Here is a 209-nt window from a genome sequence, read left to right as displayed (position 1 = left end):
GGCCGACCGCCTGCGCTTCCTGCGGGGACATCTCACCGCGATCCTCGTCGAACGCTACGGCGAGACGCTGCCCAGCGGCCTGAGCGCGACGACCGCGGCCACCGCCGTCCTCGCCCTGGTGGAAGGCATCCACCAGTGGTGGCTGATGGACCCCGGGCCGGACCTCGACCACTACCCGCGGATCGTGCGGGAGACGTTGACGGTCCTGA

The 209-nt window shown here is 71.3% G+C and carries 1 pseudogene; it reads left to right on the top strand.

The features are described 5' to 3' along the window. Positions 1–209, top strand: a pseudogene (locus tag ACTT8P_RS38755) (hypothetical protein); the annotation flags it as partial.

The sequence above is a fragment of the Streptomyces sp. JW3 genome, assembly GCF_052216785.1.
Lineage (GTDB): Bacteria > Actinomycetota > Actinomycetes > Streptomycetales > Streptomycetaceae > Streptomyces.
The sequence above is the reverse complement of the archived record's forward strand: the minus strand, read 5'-3'. Positions and strand labels throughout refer to the sequence as shown.